Annotated in this window: 1 protein-coding gene; it reads right to left on the bottom strand. The window is 65.6% G+C overall.

The window, feature by feature from the left end; genetic code table 11:
* A partial coding sequence (locus ACFV2X_RS55590) for a condensation domain-containing protein (protein WP_385631980.1) occupies positions 1-1673 on the bottom strand: 1673 nt, incomplete at both ends.

The raw sequence follows: 1673 nt of genomic DNA on the forward strand, positions 1-1673 counted from the left end.
ACCACACCCGAAACCGGCCACCCCGAATCATTCCAATCAACCAACACCCGCCGCCGCTCAACCTCACCCAACACATCAACCCGACCCACAGGCATGTCGGGATTGCTGGTGACCGTTTCCAGGACGCGTATCAGCCGATTGGCAAGCTCCTCGACCGTGGCAGGGTCGAAGATATCGGTACGGTATTCGAGCTGCCCGGTCAGCCCGTTGGGAGCGCTATTTGCCGTGCGTAGTTCGCTGAGGTTGACCGTGAGATCGAATTTGGCGGCGATACCGCCCAAAGGCTCATGGGTGACGTCCAGACCAGACAAGTCGAGATCTGGCTGGGCGTTGTTCTGGAAGGAGAGCATCACCTGGAACAGGGGGTGCCGCGCCATCGACCGCTCCGGGTTCAGCACCTCCACCAACCGCTCGAACGGCACATCCTGGTGGGCGTAGGCGGCCAGGTCCGTCTCCCGCACCCGTTCCACCAACTCACGGAACGTGGGATCGCCACTCACATCCGTACGCAACACCAGCGTGTTGACGAAGAAGCCGATGAGGTCGTCCAGGGCGTCGTCGGTACGCCCCGCGATCGGAGTGCCGATCGGGATATCAGTGCCCGCGCCCATCCGGGTGAGCAGGACGGCCAGGGCGGCCTGGACGGTCATGAACACACTCGTGCCGGTGTCATGGGCCAGCTCCACCAGCCGCCCATGCACCTCGGCCGGCACCCGCACCGCCACACTGCCACCCTCATGCGATGCCACGGCCGGCCGGGGCCGGTCCACCGGCAGCTCCAACTGCTCCGGCACACCCGCCAGGGCAGCCGTCCAGTAGGCCAGCTGCTGCGAGATCACACTGTCCGGATCGTCTTCGCTACCCAGAACCTCACGCTGCCACAAGGTGTAGTCCGCGTACTGCACCGGCAGCGCTTGCCATCCGGGCGCCTTGCCGTCGGCACGGGCCTTGTAGGCGATGGTCAGGTCCCGGGCGAAAGGCGCCAGCGACCAACCATCCGCGGCGATGTGATGCACCACGGCCAGCAGCACGAACTCATCCGGCCCCAACACAAACAGCCGCACGCGCACCGGTAGCGCGTCTGAGAGGTCAAACCCAGCACCGACCTCCCTGACCAGCGCCTCGGCCAGCTCCTCCTCAGCGGCCTCAATCACCACGAGCGACGGCACGGCCGCACCGGCCTCAACAATGTGCTGATGGGGCTGGCCGTCGGCCTCCGGAAAGATCGTCCGCAGACTCTCATGCCGCCCGACCACATCTCCCAGAGCCAGGCGCAGCGCATCGACGTCGAGCTGCCCCCGCAGTCGCAGCGACAACGGAGTGTTGTAGGTGCCCGACGGCCCTTCCATCTGCCCCAGGAACCACAGCCGACGCTGCGCGAACGACACCGGCACCACCCCGGGCCGCACCCTCGCGGCCAACGGCAGCCGCACCAGATCCGCGCCCTGATCCAGATGCGCGTCCAGGCCGGCCACGGTCGGCGACTCGAAAAGAGAACGGATGCTCAATTCCACACCCAGGGCACTGCGAATGCGACTGATCAGCCGAGTCGCGAGAAGCGAATGGCCGCCCAGCGCAAAGAAGTTGTCGTCGATTCCGACTTGGGTGGTTCCGAGGGTTTCGGCGAAGAGTTGGGTGAGGGTTTCTTCGTGTGGTGTGCGGGGTGGGCGTTG

Origin of the sequence: Streptomyces sp. NPDC059679 (assembly GCF_042734105.1) — a bacterium.
In the GTDB taxonomy this organism is placed as follows: domain Bacteria; phylum Actinomycetota; class Actinomycetes; order Streptomycetales; family Streptomycetaceae; genus Streptomyces.